The organism is Citrobacter sp. wls826 (genome assembly GCF_005281245.1).
In the GTDB taxonomy this organism is placed as follows: Bacteria; Pseudomonadota; Gammaproteobacteria; order Enterobacterales; family Enterobacteriaceae; genus Citrobacter; species Citrobacter braakii.
On the sequence record NZ_SZWS01000018.1, the window covers coordinates 182,813 to 200,117 of the forward strand.

General features: G+C 51.5%; 14 protein-coding genes and 1 pseudogene. 8 read left to right on the forward strand and 7 right to left on the reverse strand.

Annotation, left to right across the window (positions count from 1 at the left end):
• From cyoE to FDW87_RS03580, 7 genes are all read right to left on the reverse strand, one after another.
• A partial coding sequence (gene cyoE / locus FDW87_RS03550) for a heme o synthase (RefSeq protein ID WP_137379480.1) occupies positions 1–876 on the reverse strand: 876 nt, incomplete at its 3' end.
• 11 nt (positions 877–887) lie between these two features.
• Positions 888–1,217, reverse strand: coding sequence for a cytochrome o ubiquinol oxidase subunit IV (locus FDW87_RS03555; RefSeq protein WP_003831006.1), 330 nt, complete (start codon positions 1,215–1,217; stop codon positions 888–890).
• Complete coding sequence (locus FDW87_RS03560; RefSeq protein ID WP_003831007.1) at positions 1,217–1,831, reverse strand: cytochrome o ubiquinol oxidase subunit III; 615 nt, start codon at positions 1,829–1,831, stop codon at positions 1,217–1,219. Before FDW87_RS03560 ends, FDW87_RS03555 begins: the two co-directional genes overlap by 1 nt.
• Positions 1,821–3,812, reverse strand: coding sequence for a cytochrome o ubiquinol oxidase subunit I (gene cyoB, locus FDW87_RS03565; protein WP_003831008.1), 1,992 nt, complete (start codon positions 3,810–3,812; stop codon positions 1,821–1,823). Before cyoB ends, FDW87_RS03560 begins: the two co-directional genes overlap by 11 nt.
• A gap of 19 nt (positions 3,813–3,831) precedes the next feature.
• Complete coding sequence (gene cyoA, locus FDW87_RS03570; RefSeq protein ID WP_003847580.1) at positions 3,832–4,779, reverse strand: cytochrome o ubiquinol oxidase subunit II; 948 nt, start codon at positions 4,777–4,779, stop codon at positions 3,832–3,834.
• Positions 4,780–5,238: 459 nt separating this feature from the next.
• Positions 5,239–6,714, reverse strand: coding sequence for a muropeptide MFS transporter AmpG (ampG, locus tag FDW87_RS03575; RefSeq protein WP_137379463.1), 1,476 nt, complete (start codon positions 6,712–6,714; stop codon positions 5,239–5,241).
• Between the two features lie 44 nt (positions 6,715–6,758).
• Complete coding sequence (locus FDW87_RS03580) at positions 6,759–7,337, reverse strand: lipoprotein (protein WP_016152050.1); 579 nt, start codon at positions 7,335–7,337, stop codon at positions 6,759–6,761.
• Between the two features lie 306 nt (positions 7,338–7,643).
• Here FDW87_RS03580 and bolA point away from each other — a divergent pair, with 306 nt between their 5' ends.
• The 8 genes and pseudogenes from bolA to FDW87_RS21700 form a co-directional block, all read left to right on the forward strand.
• The gene (gene bolA, locus FDW87_RS03585; RefSeq protein WP_016152051.1) at positions 7,644–7,961 is read left to right on the forward strand and encodes a transcriptional regulator BolA; all 318 of its coding nucleotides are present in this window, start codon (positions 7,644–7,646) and stop codon (positions 7,959–7,961) included.
• A 344-nt stretch (positions 7,962–8,305) separates the two neighbouring features.
• On the forward strand, positions 8,306–9,604 hold the full coding sequence (gene tig, locus FDW87_RS03595; protein ID WP_003021622.1) for a trigger factor: 1,299 nt from the start codon (positions 8,306–8,308) through the stop codon (positions 9,602–9,604).
• A 247-nt stretch (positions 9,605–9,851) separates the two neighbouring features.
• Positions 9,852–10,475 (forward strand): ATP-dependent Clp endopeptidase proteolytic subunit ClpP, encoded by a 624-nt coding sequence (clpP, locus tag FDW87_RS03600; protein ID WP_003021624.1) that lies wholly within the window; start codon positions 9,852–9,854, stop codon positions 10,473–10,475.
• Between the two features lie 126 nt (positions 10,476–10,601).
• Complete coding sequence (gene clpX / locus FDW87_RS03605; protein ID WP_003831013.1) at positions 10,602–11,876, forward strand: ATP-dependent protease ATP-binding subunit ClpX; 1,275 nt, start codon at positions 10,602–10,604, stop codon at positions 11,874–11,876.
• Between the two features lie 184 nt (positions 11,877–12,060).
• On the forward strand, positions 12,061–14,415 hold the full coding sequence (gene lon, locus FDW87_RS03610; protein ID WP_016152052.1) for an endopeptidase La: 2,355 nt from the start codon (positions 12,061–12,063) through the stop codon (positions 14,413–14,415).
• Between the two features lie 190 nt (positions 14,416–14,605).
• Complete coding sequence (gene hupB, locus FDW87_RS03615) at positions 14,606–14,896, forward strand: nucleoid-associated protein HU-beta (RefSeq protein ID WP_219352570.1); 291 nt, start codon at positions 14,606–14,608, stop codon at positions 14,894–14,896.
• 267 nt (positions 14,897–15,163) lie between these two features.
• On the forward strand, positions 15,164–17,038 hold the full coding sequence (gene ppiD / locus FDW87_RS03620) for a peptidylprolyl isomerase (protein ID WP_016152053.1): 1,875 nt from the start codon (positions 15,164–15,166) through the stop codon (positions 17,036–17,038).
• Between the two features lie 146 nt (positions 17,039–17,184).
• Positions 17,185–17,305, forward strand: a pseudogene (locus FDW87_RS21700) (hypothetical protein); the annotation flags it as partial.

The window sequence follows — 17,305 nt, forward strand, 5'->3', positions numbered from 1 at the left end:
CAGCAGGTTCTGCGAGTTTGGCACCATAAAGTCAACTGACATCATCACGGAAAGCGCGGTAATGGCGATGATGGAGAAACCGAACAGCTTGCGCGCCCAGACCCTGTCATCTTCCACTTTATAACCGCGCAGCGCCATGCCCAACCACCAGACGCTCACCGCCGCAGCAACAATCAGGTATTTATAACCAGCATAGCCGCCCAGGGTGAGCATCAGCGTGGCGATAGCAAACGCCACGATGTACAGCGTGATATGGTTCTTCGCGACCGAAATACCTTTCACCACCGGCAGTACCGGGATGTTGGCTGCCTGATAATCCTTAAAGCGGAAAATCGCAATCGCGTAAGAGTGCGGCATCTGCCACAGACTGAAAATAGCCAGCAGAATCAGCGCACCGCTATCGAACTCACCTGTTACGGCGCAGTAGCCAATCACCGGCGGCGCAGCGCCGGAGAGTGAGCCAATCAGCGTGCCATAAACGGAATGGCGCTTCATGTACAGGCTATAGACGCCCACATAGACCACGAAGCCCATTACCCCCAGCCAGCAGGCCAGAGGGTTCGCGCCAAACCACAGCAGCATAAAGCCAGCAATACCCAGCAGGGTGGCGTATACCAGCGAGACCGCAGGGGAAATCAGACCTTTAACCAGCACGCGGTTTTTGGTCCTCTCCATCTTCCTGTCGATATCCCTGTCGATGTAGTTGTTAAATACACAACCCGACGCCACAACCAGTGACACCCCAACCAACGTGTAGATAAACAGGGGATAATCAATGCTGCCTTTCGAGGCCAGCAGGAATCCTCCAATCACCGAGATCAGGTTGCCAAAGATGATGCCTGGTTTTGTTACTTGCAGGTATTGCTTAAACATCATAATCGCCGCTCTTAGTGCATCATCATGTTGTAGTTAAGGTTCCACATAATCCAGATGGAGCCCACAACCAGGATGGCGATGATTAGCACAGTAAAGACAAAGGCTGTCATGTTCCAACCTTCATCAGATTTGCTATTCATGTGCAGGAAGCACACCAGGTGCACCAGAATCTGTACCACTGCCATTGCCAGAATAGTTCCCAGAATGACGGCAGGAGAGGCAGAACCTGTCATGACCATCCAGAACGGAATAACCGTCAGGATTATCGACAGGATAAAACCTGTCATGTAGGTTTTTACGCTGCCATGGGATGCGCCGCCGCTCTCGTTAGAATGACTCATTACATCGCCCCCATCAGATAAACAACAGTGAACACACAGATCCACACCACATCCAGGAAGTGCCAGAACAGGCTCAGGCACATGATGCGGGTACGGTTAGTACTGGTCAGGCCGCGACGAGCAACTTGCACCATCAGCACTGCCATCCAGATAAGACCGGAGGTGACGTGCAGACCGTGCGTGCCGACCAGCGCGAAGAACGCAGACAGGAAGCCGCTGCGATCCGGGCCCATACCGTTAACAATCAGGTGATGGAATTCATAGAGTTCCATCCCGATGAATCCGGCACCGAACAAGAAGGTCAACGCCAGCCAGGAGATAACCTGGCTCTTGTTGTTCTTGTACATGGCGATCGCCGCCATGCCGTAAGTAATAGAGCTGAATAACAGCAGGAATGTTTCAACCAGAACGAACGGCAGTTCAAAAATGTCCTTACCTGTTGGGCCACCAGCGGTGCCGTTCACCAGAACGGCATAGGTTGCAAACAGAATAGAGAACAGAATGCAGTCGCTCATCAGGTAGACCCAGAATCCGAAGATCTTGGTCTGGCCTGCATCGTGGTGCCCGTGTTCGTGCGCGTGGGCAGTCGCGTGCGTTAAAGTATCAGTTGCCATTTTTCAGCCCTGCCTTAGTAATCTCATCGAAATGCTGGTTTTCCAGTTTTTCGACTTCCGGGACCGGCACGTAGTAATCCACGTCTTCATCAAAGCTTTTCACAATCCAGCTGATGATCATGCCTGCGAAGCTTGCAATCGCCAGCCACCAGATATGCCAGATCATGGCGAAACCAAACAGTGTTGCGAAGGCGGTAATGACGATACCGGCACCGCTGTTTTTCGGCATATGAATTTCTTCATAGTGCGCAGGCTGCTTGTACGCTTCACCTTTTTCTTTCATTTCCCAGAAGGCATCACGCTCATGAACGTGCGGCACAACGGCAAAGTTGTAGAACGGAGGCGGGGAAGAGGTTGCCCACTCCAGCGTACGACCACCCCATGGGTCACCGGTCAGGTCGCGGTTCTGCTCGCGGTCGCGAATAGAAACGAAGATCTGAATCAGCTGGCACAGGATACCCAATGCAATCAGCGCGGCACCGCAGGCGGCAACGACCAGCATCGGATGGAACTGCGGGTCAATCTGCTGGCTGAGGCGACGGGTCATCCCCATAAAGCCCAGCACATACAGCGGCATAAACGCCACGAAGAAGCCGATGATCCAGAACCAGAATGCGCGTTTACCCCAGGTTTCGTTCAGCGTGAAGCCAAACGCTTTTGGCCACCAGTAGGTCATACCTGCGAAGCATCCAAATACGACGCCGCCGATGATAACGTTATGGAAGTGCGCAATCAGGAACAGACTGTTGTGCAGCACGAAGTCCGCACCCGGAACCGCCAGCAGTACGCCGGTCATGCCGCCGACTGAGAAGGTAACGATAAAGCCAATCGTCCACAGCATCGCTGAGTGGAATACGATACGACCCTGGTACATGGTGAACAGCCAGTTGAAGATCTTCACCCCGGTCGGGATGGCGATAATCATGGTGGTAATACCGAAGAAGGCGTTTACGTTAGCGCCTGCACCCATGGTGAAGAAGTGGTGCAGCCAAACAACGAACGACAGAACGGTGATACACACGGTTGCCCACACCAGTGAGGTGTAACCAAACAGACGTTTACGTGAGAAGGTTGCAGCGATTTCGGAGAACACACCGAAGACCGGCAGAACCAGAATGTACACTTCCGGATGGCCCCAGGCCCAAATCAGGTTGATGTACATCATCATGTTGCCGCCCATATCGTTGGTAAAGAAATGGGTGCCCAGATAGCGATCCAGGGTCAGCAACGCGACGGTAACCGTCAGGATTGGGAAAGACGCGATAATCAGGATGTTCGCACACAGCGATGCCCAGCTAAATACCGGCATCTTGAACATGGTCATTCCTGGCGCACGCATCTTAATGATGGTCACAAAGAAGTTGATCCCGGTTAGGGTTGTACCAATACCGGACAACTGGACTGCCCATATCCAATAATCGACCCCGACGCTTGGACTGTACTCTATTCCCGAGAGTGGCGGGTACGCCAGCCAACCGGTCTGTGCGAATTCACCCACGCCCAGAGACAGGTTAACCAGGATTACGCCGACAACGGTGAACCAGAAGCTCAGGTTGTTCAGGAACGGGAATGCAACGTCACGTGCGCCGATCTGCAGCGGAACCACCAGGTTCATCAGACCGATAACAAATGGCATTGCCACGAAGAAGATCATAATCACGCCGTGAGCCGTGAAGATCTGGTCGTAGTGGTGAGGTGGCAGGAAGCCCGCTTCACCTGCAGAAGCCAGCGCTTGCTGACTACGCATCATGATGGCGTCGGCAAAGCCACGAATCAACATGACGATTGCGACAATGACATACATGATGCCAAGGCGTTTGTGGTCAACCGAAGTTAGCCACTCTTTCCACAGGTAGGTCCACTTACCGAAGTAAGTGATTAGGCCCAGTAAGGCCGCACCACCGATGATAATGGCAGCGATCGTAACCATGACAATTGGTTCATGGAACGGCACTGCATCCAGCGTCAATTTTCCGAACATCGTATTCTTCCTCGGCCCCTTAGTGAGCGGATTCCGCGTGGCTCATGTCCATGCCTTCCATTCCTTCGTGTGCGCTGTGCTCACCTTCGGGTTGGGTCATGTCCATGCTCTTACCGTGAGCCATAAATTTGTTAATAACGTCTTTAAACAAATCTGGTTTCACGTTGGAGAAGTATTCCACCTGGTTGTATTCGCTTGGCACAGCCACTTTTTCGAACGCAGCCATGTCGCTCATGGTGTTCGTGGACTGTTTAGCTTTAGCAACCCATTGGTCGAATTCGGCGCGGTCCTTTGTTGCGATAGCCTTGAACTTCATACCGGAGAAGCCTGGTCCGCTATAGCTTGCGGAGATACCATCATAAGTACCGACTTCGTTGGCGATCAGATGCAGTCGAGTCTGCATACCGGCCATGGCATAAATCTGGCTACCCAGACGCGGGATAAAGAAGGAGTTCATCACGGAGTTGGACGTCACTTTGAACTCAACCGGAGTATTCGCCGGGAAGGCGATTTCATTCACGGTAGCGATACCTTGTTCCGGATAGATGAAGAACCATTTCCAGTCCATGGAAACCACTTCAATGGTAATGGGCTTCTCGTCATGCGCCAGCGGTTTGCTTGGCTCAAGAGCGTGAGTGGTTTTCCAGGTCAGTACGGCAAGGAAAATGATGATTAAGATCGGCACCGTCCAGACCACAGCTTCCACTTTATTGGAGTGTGACCAGTTCGGGCTGTACTTCGCATCTTTATTGCTTGCACGATACTTCCAGGCGAAACCAACAGCCATCAAGATGGCAGGAATAACGACAATCAACATCAGGCCAAATGCCGTCAGTATCAGAGAACGTTGTTCCAGTCCAATCTGTCCTTTAGGGTCAAGCAGCGCAGAATTACAGCCACTGAGTAATGCAGTGCCTGCAATTAATGACAACCATCCCAAACTTTTATTGTATTTCCTGAGTCTCATTTAACGACCTCAATTCCACGGGACCGGGTGGCGTTTAAAGTGTGAGGGCATTTTACGGGAAGGTTACATTACTGTAAACATCCTTGGATCTGTGTTACTGGGTTCTGCCGGGCATGTCACATATGTTGCAATATATGTCGTTTTGACTTTAAGAACCTGTTGCAACATCACGTTATAACGAAAGAGGGCAAGCGGGAGACGTGCTGAGGGCAATTGGTATAACCAATACGAAAATAAAACAATTGTTTAACAATTGATTATCAATAAAAAGACAATTGAAGAACAAAAAATAAATCTGTAGTGGCTGAATCGAGTAAGGGAAATAGTATATATAAAAGGCGTCAATAATTTCCAAATTCTTTGGCGCACAAAATAACAAATAATATTTTTAGTAATTGTTGTTTATTTAGCCGTTATAATTACGCAGGGTGATTACAACGGCGATATTAATGTGGATTTTTACACCAGGCGGGTTTTGTGCAGTGCCAGATAATCCAGCAATCCACCAAAAACGACCCCGCAGACCGCGACCACCACCGAGATTTCCAGCAGTTCCGGCAGGAAGGAGAAGTTGGTGTAATCCAGCGCGTTCATAGTTAATAGCAGCAGCCAAACCACCAGCAGACAGCAGCCCGCAACCAACGTCATTAATGCCAGGCTGTACGCGCCACGAAATTCCGTGCGCGGAATGAAGCTCTCATTTTGCCAGCTATGTTCCAGAGTCTGACGACAAACCAGCAGCAGTATGAGGCCGGGGATAGCGGCAAACACAGAGAACAAATAAAACGTTGGCCACCCGTGCGCTTCAACAAACCAACCTGCTACCGGGCCAACGTAAACGCGACCAACGGCTGAAAGCGCGGAGAGCAGAGCGAACTGGGTCGCTGAGAAGGACTTATTGCACAGCGTCATTAATAAGGCGACAAACGCTGCCGTACCCATGCCACCACACAGGTTTTCAAAGAAGACGGCGGCGGCCATACTGAACATGTGTTTGTCAGTGATGGACAATAACCAGTAGCCCGCATTCGACGCCCCCTGCAGGATGCCGAAAATCAGCAATGCGCGAAACAGCGAAAGGCGTTGCATCAGGATCCCGCCGTACAGCGCGCCAACGATGGTTGCCAGCAGTCCGAGCGTTTTATTCACCACGCCAACTTCACCCGCATCAAATCCGACGCCGCGGATTAAAAAGGTTGTAGTCAGGCTCATGGCAAAGGCATCCCCGAGCTTATACAGAACGATAAGCAGCAGAATTAGCCAGGCGTTGTTACGACCAAAGAAGTCGCGCAGCGGGGCCACAACCGCTTGCTCCAGCGTTTTGGGCACCGGAATGGCATCAGTCGGTTCGGGCGCTAGCAGGGTAGCGATGATGCAAGGTATCAGCAGCGCCGCCATCAGCCAGTACATTCCTTGCCAGCCCAGCCAGCGGTCGGCCATCCACAGAGCCAGCCCACCGGAAACCAGCATCCCTAAACGATAGCCCAGCACGCTGATAGCCGCGCCGGTACCGCGTTCTTCGGCGGGTAGCACGTCGGTTTTCCATGCGTCAAAGACGATATCCTGCGATGCCGAGCAAAATGCGATCACCACCGCAAGCGCGGCCATCCAGCGTAGCTGCGTGCCAGGCTCCAGAAAGCCCATCGCGGCAATAGAAATCAGTAACAACACCTGAGTTGCCAGCAACCAACCACGGCGTCGACCTAAAAACGGCGGCGTGTAGCGGTCCATTAGCGGAGACCAGAGGAACTTAAACACGTAGGCCTGGCCGACCAGAGAAAAGAAACCGATGGTTTTAAGATCGATATTCTCGACTGTCATCCATGCCTGAAGCGTACCCGAGGTCAGTGCGAGTGGTAAACCGGAGGCGAATCCCAGTATGAGCAGGATAGCTGAACGTGGTTGCTGAAAAATACGTAAGTAATGACTGGACATGGGCTTCTATAGGCCCGACGAACGCCGGGCCATATGGGCAGAAATTAACGAGCGTTCTGCTTGATGAAATCGTGAACGCTGGTGTCCTGAGACATATCAGCGATGGTATCGGTCAGCACGCTGTTAACGGCGTCAGCGATATTTTTGTTAGAGGCCTGCAGTGCGCCTTCAACAGAATAGCTTGCGCGGTAGTTTTTGGTCATCTTGTTGCCGTTAGCAGCGGTCGCAATGATGGCGATGTCTGCCTTGGTGGCGATGTTATAGCGCACGCTACCCTGGGACACGTCTGCATACAGCTGGCTAACAATGATTTGCAGGTTAACAGCACCGTTTGGCCCAATCATATAACCGCGTGCGGTCATCTGTTTTTCCAGTACTTCTTGCAGCAGGAAGCGCAGATCGCGGGACGCGGTCAGGGTAACAAGCTGGTTGTCACGGGTAACTTTAGCCAGCGCCTGATCCTGACGCTGGTCGGCACCGTTGATGCTAACGGTCACACCCATCAGGCTCGGGTCCTGCTGTGGCAGGGTAATTTTCGGGGAAACTTCAATAGTGGTCGGCGGCGTTGCGCATCCAGCTAACATAAACAGCGCGACAAACGGGACGAGGATTTTTTTAAACATGCCAGGGCTCTCAGCGAATCTAAATTGTATGGTTGGAGAAAATTCCCGCCATCATAACATCGCCAACGATGAGGGGAAGTGGGTAACGCATGTAAATTCATTGTGTTGTCAGTTTTATGTCTTTGTGGAGACCATAAACGGACTTTTTGCAATAAATCGAAGTGAGGATTTAGTGAACTTCATCCATTTGGCTGAGAAAATCAGACAAACGCTAATTTTTTGTTGCTAAGGTGTAATGAAAGCGGTAAAAGCGGCTAGTATTTAAAGGGATGGGTGACATCTCAGCGTTGTCGGAGGAAAAACTTCATGATGATTCGTGAGCAAATAGAAGAAAAATTAAGGGCAGCGTTCCAACCCGTGTTCCTCGAAGTTGTGGATGAAAGCTATCGTCACAATGTCCCGGCAGGTTCTGAAAGCCACTTTAAGGTTGTACTGGTTAGCGATCGCTTTACAGGCGAGCGTTTTCTGAATCGTCATCGGATGATTTACAGCACCTTAACGGTGGAGCTTTCCACAACCGTTCATGCACTTGCCCTGCATACCTACACCATTAAGGAGTGGGAAGCGTTGCAGGATACGATTTTTGCATCGCCTCCGTGTCGTGGGGCGGGAAGCATCGCGTAAAAACGGATTTGCAACAACCGACGCTTTTCCAGTATGTTGCTACAGATTATGTGAAAACGGCCTGCGGGCCGTTTTGTTTTGTCTGAATTCTGGGGCAGTCGTACAGTATTCAGACAAAAATTAGCCGGGAATTGTGAAAAAAGCCGCAGCAACGCGCGATAACCGTTCTCGACTCATAAAAGTGATGCCGCTATAATGCGCGTCTTATTTTTCGGAATGTCTTCGGGATGATTCTGACGACAGGGAATGTGATTGCTTATGAGAACATCCCAGTTCCGCGAAGCCAACAACCTGTGCTTGCGGAGAAGAGTTGACCGAGCACTGTGATTTTTTGAGGTAACAAGATGCAAGTTTCAGTTGAAACCACTCAAGGCCTTGGCCGCCGTGTAACGATTACTATCGCTGCTGACAGCATCGAGACCGCTGTGAAAAGCGAGCTGGTCAACGTAGCGAAGAAAGTGCGTATTGACGGTTTCCGCAAAGGAAAAGTACCGATGAATGTTGTTGCTCAGCGTTATGGCGCGTCTGTTCGCCAGGACGTTCTGGGCGACCTGATGAGCCGCAACTTCGTTGACGCGATCATCAAAGAAAAAATCAATCCGGCTGGCGCACCGAACTACGTTCCGGGCGAATACAAACTGGGTGAAGATTTTACTTACGCGGTAGAGTTCGAAGTTTACCCGGAAGTTGAGCTGACTGGCCTGGAAGCAATCGAAGTTGAAAAACCGGTTGTTGAAGTCACCGACGCTGACGTTGACGTGATGCTGGACACCCTGCGTAAGCAGCAGGCTACCTGGAAAGACAAAGACGGCGCTGCAGATGCAGAAGACCGTGTAACCATCGACTTCACCGGCTCTGTAGACGGCGAAGAGTTCGAAGGCGGCAAAGCGTCTGACTTCGTACTGGCGATGGGCCAGGGTCGTATGATCCCAGGCTTTGAAGAAGGTGTTAAAGGCCACAAAGCTGGCGAAGAGTTCACTATCGATGTGACCTTCCCAGAAGAGTACCACGCTGAAAACCTGAAAGGTAAAGCCGCTAAGTTCGTTATCAACCTGAAGAAAGTTGAAGAGCGCGAACTGCCGGAACTGACTGAAGAATTCATCAAACGTTTCGGCGTTGAAGATGGTTCCGTAGCGGGTCTGCGCGCTGAAGTACGTAAAAACATGGAACGCGAGCTGAAAGGCGCTGTGCGTAACCGCGTTAAATCTCAGGCGATCGAAGGTCTGGTAAAAGCTAACGACATCGATGTTCCGGCTGCTCTGATCGACAGCGAAATCGACGTTCTGCGTCGTCAGGCTGCACAGCGTTTTGGCGGCAACGAAAAACAAGCTCTGGAACTGCCGCGTGAACTGTTCGAAGAACAGGCTAAGCGTCGCGTAGTTGTAGGTCTGCTGCTGGGCGAAGTGATTCGTACCAACGAGCTGAAAGCTGACGAAGATCGCGTTAAAGGCCTGATCGAAGAGATGGCTTCTGCTTACGAAGATCCGAAAGAAGTTGTTGAGTTCTACAGCAAAAATAAAGAGCTGATGGACAACATGCGTAACGTCGCTCTGGAAGAGCAGGCTGTTGAAGCTGTTCTGGCGAAAGCGAAAGTGACTGAAAAAGCCACTTCCTTCAACGAGCTGATGAACCAGCAGGCGTAATTCGTCGCTTATTTAGCACGAATTTCGTACGCAAGCCCGTCACCTTTTGGTGGCGGGTTTTTTTTTGTCACGGATTTTGCATGGGAAGAGTGCGAAAACAGCGTTTCAGTGTTAGCGTTACAACAAAAGATTGTTATGCTTGAATTATGGCGATGTCGTACCCATTACAGAGGGACTAGCTGATAATCCGTCCATAAGGTTACAATCAGCACAGCAGGTTTTTTCAAATTTTATCCAGGAGACGGAAATGTCATACAGCGGCGAACGAGATAACTTTGCACCCCATATGGCGCTGGTGCCGATGGTCATTGAACAGACCTCACGTGGTGAGCGCTCTTTTGATATCTATTCTCGTCTACTTAAGGAACGCGTCATTTTTCTGACCGGCCAGGTCGAAGACCATATGGCTAACCTGATCGTGGCGCAGATGCTGTTCCTGGAAGCAGAAAACCCAGAAAAAGATATCTACCTGTACATCAACTCCCCTGGTGGAGTGATCACTGCCGGGATGTCTATCTATGACACCATGCAGTTTATTAAGCCGGACGTCAGCACCATTTGTATGGGCCAGGCGGCCTCAATGGGCGCGTTCCTGCTGACTGCCGGGGCGAAAGGTAAACGTTTTTGCCTGCCTAACTCTCGCGTCATGATCCACCAGCCTCTGGGCGGTTACCAGGGCCAGGCAACGGATATTGAAATTCATGCCCGTGAAATCCTGAAGGTAAAAGGGCGCATGAACGAACTTATGGCGCATCATACGGGTCAATCTCTTGAGCAGATTGAACGTGATACCGAGCGCGATCGCTTCCTCTCCGCTTCTGAAGCGGTAGAGTACGGTCTGGTCGACTCGATTTTGACCCATCGTAATTAATGCCCAGCGCGCAGGTGTACCGCTATAATTACCTGGAGCGGCACAACGCTGACTAGCGTCTTGCGCCTGAGAATGGCATTTGCGTCGTCGTGTGCGGCACAAAGAACAAAGAAGAGGTTTTGACCCATGACAGATAAACGCAAAGATGGCTCGGGCAAATTGTTGTACTGCTCTTTTTGCGGCAAAAGCCAGCATGAAGTGCGTAAGCTGATTGCCGGACCATCCGTGTATATCTGCGACGAATGTGTTGATTTATGTAACGACATCATTCGCGAAGAGATTAAGGAAGTAGCACCGCACCGTGAACGCAGTGCGCTGCCGACGCCGCATGAAATTCGCAACCACCTGGACGATTACGTTATCGGTCAGGAGCAGGCGAAGAAAGTGCTGGCGGTCGCGGTATACAACCATTACAAACGTCTGCGCAACGGCGACACCAGCAATGGCGTCGAGTTGGGCAAAAGTAACATCCTGCTGATTGGCCCAACGGGTTCCGGTAAAACGCTGCTGGCTGAAACGCTGGCACGCCTGCTGGACGTTCCGTTCACTATGGCCGATGCCACCACGCTGACCGAAGCTGGTTATGTGGGTGAAGATGTTGAAAATATTATTCAGAAACTGCTGCAGAAGTGCGATTACGACGTGCAGAAAGCACAGCGCGGGATCGTCTATATCGATGAAATCGACAAGATTTCTCGTAAGTCTGACAACCCGTCCATTACCCGTGACGTTTCCGGCGAAGGCGTACAGCAGGCGCTGTTGAAACTGATCGAAGGTACGGTTGCTGCCGTTCCACCGCAGGGGGGGCGTAAACATCCTCAGCAGGAATTCCTGCAGGTTGATACCTCCAAGATCCTGTTTATCTGCGGCGGTGCCTTTGCCGGTCTGGATAAAGTCATTGCTAACCGTGTTGAAACGGGCTCCGGCATTGGTTTTGGCGCAACGGTAAAAGCGCAGTCTGATAAAGCCAGCGAAGGTGAACTGCTGTCGCAGGTGGAGCCGGAAGATCTGATCAAATTTGGTCTGATCCCTGAGTTCATCGGGCGTCTGCCGGTTGTAGCGACGCTGAGCGAACTGAGTGAAGAAGCGCTGATCCAGATCCTGAAAGAGCCGAAAAACGCCCTGACCAAGCAGTACCAGGCGCTGTTCAATCTTGAAGGTGTTGATCTGGAATTCCGTGAGGAAGCGCTGGATGCGATCGCCAAAAAAGCGATGGCACGTAAAACCGGTGCTCGTGGTCTGCGTTCTATCGTCGAAGCCGCACTGCTTGACACCATGTACGATCTGCCTTCTATGGAAGACGTCGAAAAAGTGGTGATCGATGAGTCGGTGATTGGCGGCCAGAGCAAGCCATTGCTGATTTACGGTAAGCCGGAAGCGCAGCAGGCATCTGGCGAATAATTCATCAATTCATACAGACATTTAATTAATAAGGGGGGATTTTATCTCCCCTTTTATTTTTCCGTAAACATGGCGTTGAATGTGTGGGAAACATCCCCATATACTGACATACATGTTAAAGGTGGTGTGGAGCACAGTCGTACCACCTGATTACCTGGCGGAAACTAAACTAAGAGAGAGCTCTATGAATCCTGAGCGTTCTGAACGCATTGAAATCCCCGTATTGCCGTTGCGCGATGTGGTGGTTTATCCGCACATGGTCATACCCTTATTTGTAGGGCGGGAAAAATCTATCCGTTGTCTGGAAGCGGCTATGGACCATGATAAAAAAATCATGCTGGTTGCCCAGAAAGAAGCGTCAACGGATGAGCCGGGTGTAAACGATCTTTTCACCGTCGGGACCGTGGCCTCTATTTTGCAGATGCTGAAACTGCCTGACGGCACCGTAAAAGTGCTGGTCGAGGGGTTACAGCGCGCGCGTATTTCAGCGCTGTCTGACAACGGTGAGCACTTCTCTGCGAAAGCGGAGTACCTTGACTCGCCTGCTATTGATGAGCGCGAACAGGAAGTGCTGGTGCGTACCGCTATCAGCCAGTTCGAAGGCTATATCAAGCTGAACAAGAAAATCCCGCCCGAAGTGCTGACGTCGCTGAACAGTATTGACGATCCTGCACGTCTGGCGGACACCATCGCTGCGCACATGCCGCTGAAGCTTGCTGACAAGCAGTCCGTACTGGAGATGTCTGACGTTAACGAACGTCTGGAATATCTGATGGCGATGATGGAGTCTGAAATCGATCTGCTGCAGGTTGAGAAACGCATTCGCAACCGCGTGAAAAAGCAGATGGAAAAATCCCAGCGTGAGTACTATCTGAACGAGCAGATGAAAGCCATTCAGAAAGAGCTCGGCGAGATGGACGATGCGCCGGACGAAAACGAAGCGTTGAAGCGTAAAATCGACGCGGCGAAAATGCCGAAAGAGGCAAAAGAGAAAGCGGAAGCAGAACTGCAGAAGCTGAAAATGATGTCTCCGATGTCAGCGGAAGCGACCGTAGTCCGTGGCTACATCGACTGGATGGTTCAGGTGCCGTGGAATGCGCGTAGCAAGGTCAAAAAAGATCTGCGTCAGGCTCAGGAAATCCTCGATACTGACCATTACGGTCTGGAACGCGTCAAAGACCGTATTCTTGAGTATCTCGCGGTTCAAAGCCGTGTGAATAAAATCAAGGGGCCGATCCTGTGCCTGGTTGGGCCGCCGGGGGTAGGTAAAACTTCTCTGGGACAGTCCATCGCTAAAGCAACCGGACGTAAATACATCCGTATGGCGCTGGGCGGCGTGCGTGATGAAGCTGAAATTCGCGGTCACCGCCGGACCTATATTGGTTCGATGCCGGGTAAACTGATCCAGAAAATGGCTAAAGTGGGCGTTAAAAACCCGCTGTTCCTGCTTGATGAGATCGACAAAATGTCTTCCGACATGCGTGGCGATCCGGCTTCCGCACTGCTTGAGGTGCTGGATCCAGAGCAGAACGTGGCGTTCAGCGATCATTACCTGGAAGTGGACTACGATCTCAGCGACGTGATGTTCGTTGCGACCTCTAACTCCATGAATATTCCCGCACCGTTGCTGGATCGTATGGAAGTGATCCGTCTGTCCGGGTATACCGAAGACGAGAAGCTGAACATTGCTAAACGTCATCTGTTGCCGAAACAGATTGAGCGTAACGCGCTGAAAAAAGGCGAGCTGACGGTCGACGATAGCGCCATTGTGGGCATTATTCGTTATTACACCCGTGAAGCTGGCGTGCGTAGTCTGGAGCGTGAAATTTCCAAACTGTGCCGTAAAGCGGTGAAACAGCTGCTGCTCGACAAGTCGCTGAAACATATTGAGATCAATGGCGACAACCTGCACGACTACCTGGGCGTACAGCGCTTTGACTATGGCCGCGCGGACAATGAAAACCGCGTTGGTCAGGTAACCGGTCTGGCATGGACGGAAGTGGGCGGCGATCTGCTGACCATCGAAACCGCTTGCGTACCGGGTAAAGGTAAGCTGACCTACACCGGTTCTCTGGGTGAAGTCATGCAGGAATCCATTCAGGCTGCGCTGACCGTGGTGCGCGCGCGCGCGGAAAAACTGGGCATTAATCCGGACTTTTACGAAAAACGCGACATCCACGTTCACGTACCTGAAGGGGCGACGCCGAAAGACGGTCCAAGTGCGGGTATTGCCATGTGTACCGCGCTGGTTTCTTGTCTGACCGGTAACCCGGTTCGCGCCGACGTGGCGATGACCGGCGAGATCACCCTGCGTGGCCAGGTTCTGCCTATTGGTGGGTTGAAAGAAAAACTGCTGGCGGCACACCGTGGTGGTATTAAAACGGTCTTAATTCCAGACGAAAACAAACGTGACCTGGAAGAGATTCCGGACAACGTAATTGCCGATCTGGACATCCATCCGGTGAAACGCATTGAGGAGGTTCTGACGCTCGCGTTGCAAAATGAGCCCTCCGGAATGCAGGTTGTGACCGCAAAATAGTGACCTCGCGCAAAGAGCACTAATAAAAACAGGGCTGGCAGGCCATTTCGGACTTGCCAGCCTTTTTTTGTATAGCTAATTTAGATGACGGATTAGGCTTGCCATCATTAACGGGTGTTGTAAGGGCATGGCAGGCCTGATATAACTGCTGCGCGTTCGCACTTTGAAGGATTCAGGTGCGATATAAATTATAAAGAGGAAGAGAAGAGTGAATAAATCTCAACTGATCGACAAAATTGCTGCAGGGGCTGATATCTCTAAAGCTGCGGCTGGACGTGCGTTAGATGCAATTATTGCTTCTGTTACCGAATCTCTGAAAGAAGGTGATGACGTAGCGCTGGTAGGTTTTGGTACTTTTGCCGTTAAAGAGCGTGCTGCCCGTACTGGTCGCAACCCGCAAACAGGTAAAGAGATCACCATCGCCGCGGCTAAAGTACCGGGCTTCCGTGCAGGTAAAGCACTGAAAGACGCGGTAAACTAAGTGATTTCCCCTTTGGGGATGTGACGAAGTACAAGGGCGCATCGACTGATGTGCCTTTTTTATTTGTAATTCCGGTACTTTCTATGCGTTGTGGGCTGACAATTGCCCCTGTTTCTTGTCACAATAGGCCTTTGTACGCAGCGTTCAGGAAACGCTATGCTGCGTGAAGCATATATACTCAAAATCCTTGCCGCCGCTGTGGTGACAACGCGCAGGCGGCTTGAGAGATAACGCGTATAGTCATCTACAGCGGAGTGTGGTTACACCATGATGGACAGCTTACGCACGGCTGCTAACAGTCTCGTGCTCAAGATTATTTTCGGTATCATTATCGTGTCGTTCATTTTGACCGGCGTGAGTGGTTACCTGATTGGCGGGGGCAATAACTTCGCCGCCAAAGTGAATGGCCAGGAGATTAGCCGCGGGCAGTTCGAGAATGCGTTCAACAGCGAACGTAACCGCATGCAGCAACAGCTGGGCGATCAATACTCCGAACTGGCTGCGAACGAAGGCTACATGAAAACGCTGCGTCAGCAGGTGCTGAATCGTCTTATTGACGAAGCGCTGCTGGATCAGTACTCCCGCGAGCTTAATCTCAACATCAGCGACGATCAGGTTAAACAGGCTATTTTCGCCACGCCTGCGTTCCAGGTGGACGGTAAATTTGATAACAATCGCTACAACGCGATTGTTAATCAGATGGGAATGACCGCAGACCAGTACGCTCAGGCATTACGTAATCAGCTTACTACCCAGCAACTGATTAACGGCGTTGCCGGTACGGACTTCATGCTGAAAGGCGAAACGGACGAGCTGGCGGCGCTGGTCGCACAGCAGCGTATCGTTCGCGAGGCGACAATTGACGTTAACGCACTGGCCGCGAAGCAGTCTGTTACCGAGCAGGAAGTTGCCAGCTACTACGAGCAGAATAAAAACAACTTTATGACGCCGGAACAGTTCCGCGTGAGCTACATCAAGCTGGATGCTGCTGCTATGCAGGAGACGGCCAGCGATGCGGATATTCAGGCTTATTATGACCAGCATCAGGATCAGTTCACTCAGCCGCAGCGTAACCGCTACAGCATCATTCAGACCAAAACGGAAGATGAAGCCAAAGCGGTACTGGACGAGCTGAACAAAGGCGGTGATTTCGCTGCGCTGGCAAAAGAAAAATCTGCTGACATCATCTCTGCCCGTAAAGGCGGCGATATGGGATGGCTGGAAGATTCCACCACCCCGGATGAGCTGAAGAATGCCGGTCTGAAAGAGAAAGGCCAGCTGTCAGGTGTGATTAAGTCTTCCGTTGGTTTCCTCGTTGCGCGTCTTGACGACGTACAGCCTGCGCAGGTTAAACCGCTGAGCGAAGCCCGTGACGACATTGCGGCGAAAGTGAAGCAGGAAAAAGCGCTGGATGCCTACTATGCGCTGCAGCAGAAAGTGAGCGATGCCGCCAGCAACGATAACGAATCCCTGGCGGGCGCGGAGCAGGCGGCGGGTATGAAAGCGGTTGAAACGGGCTGGTTTAGCCGTGACAGCCTGCCGGAAGAGCTGAACTTCAAACCGGTCGCTGACATCATTTTCAATGGTGGTTTGGTTGGTGAGAACGGTACGCCTGGCAGTAACTCTGACATCATCACCGTGGATGGCGATCGCGCGTTTGTACTGCGTATTGCAGAGCACAAAGCTGAAGCCGTTAAACCACTGGCTGAAGTGAAAGATCAGGTAACTGCGCTTGTTAAGCACAATAAAGCAGAGCAGCAGGCGAAGCTTGATGCCGATAAACTGCTGGCGGATCTGAAAGCTGGTAAAGGCGATGAAGCCATGAAAGCGGCGGGTCTGAGCTTTGGCGAGGCGAAAACGCTGAGCCGTACGGGTCAGGATCCGCTGAGTCAGGCGGCCTTTGGCCTGAGCCTGCCGGCGAAAGACAAACCGAGCTACGGCGTGGCGAACGACATGCAGGGTAACGTTGTACTGCTGGCGCTGGACGAGGTGAAAGCCGGTTCTATGCCTGAAGAGCAGAAGAAAGCGATGGTTCAGGGGATTACCCAGAACAATGCGCAGATTGTCTTTGAAGCGCTGATGAGCAACCTGCGTAAAGCCGCAAAAATTAAAGTCGGTGACGCGCTGGAACAGCAGCAATAACCGAGGCTACTCGCAAAAAATTGCAAAAAATTGTATCAACCAAAGGCCGCTTTCGCGGCCTTTTCCATTTCTGATATTTGCCGTTTGTCTGCCGTTCTGCACCTCGCTATCGTGATTCCACTGTTAACAAACAAGGAGAAAACAGTATGAAACATGGAATCAAAGCCCTGCTTATTACCCTTTCATTGACCTGTGCCGGTATGGCTCAAAGCGCACTGGCTGCAGAGCCAGTCGCCAAAAGCCAGGCGACTCAAGCCAAAGCGGATG